At 55.6% G+C, this 279-nt stretch carries 1 rRNA gene; it reads left to right on the forward strand.

From position 1 onward, the window contains the following. A 16S ribosomal RNA gene (locus DQX04_RS12400) occupies positions 1–279 on the forward strand; the annotation flags it as partial.

The raw sequence follows: 279 nt of genomic DNA on the forward strand, positions 1-279 counted from the left end.
CTTACGGGATGGGCTACACACGTGCTACAATGGTGGTGACAGTGGGTTAATCCCCAAAAACCATCTCAGTTCGGATTGTCGTCTGCAACTCGACGGCATGAAGTCGGAATCGCTAGTAATCGCGTAACAGCATGACGCGGTGAATACGTTCCCGGGCCTTGTACACACCGCCCGTCACACCATGGGAGTTGGTTCTACCCGACGGCCGTGCGCTAACCTTTTGGAGGCAGCGGACCACGGTAGGATCAGCGACTGGGGTGAAGTCGTAACAAGGTAACC

The organism is Aliidiomarina sp. B3213, from assembly GCF_003290085.1.
Lineage (GTDB): Bacteria > Pseudomonadota > Gammaproteobacteria > Enterobacterales > Alteromonadaceae > Aliidiomarina.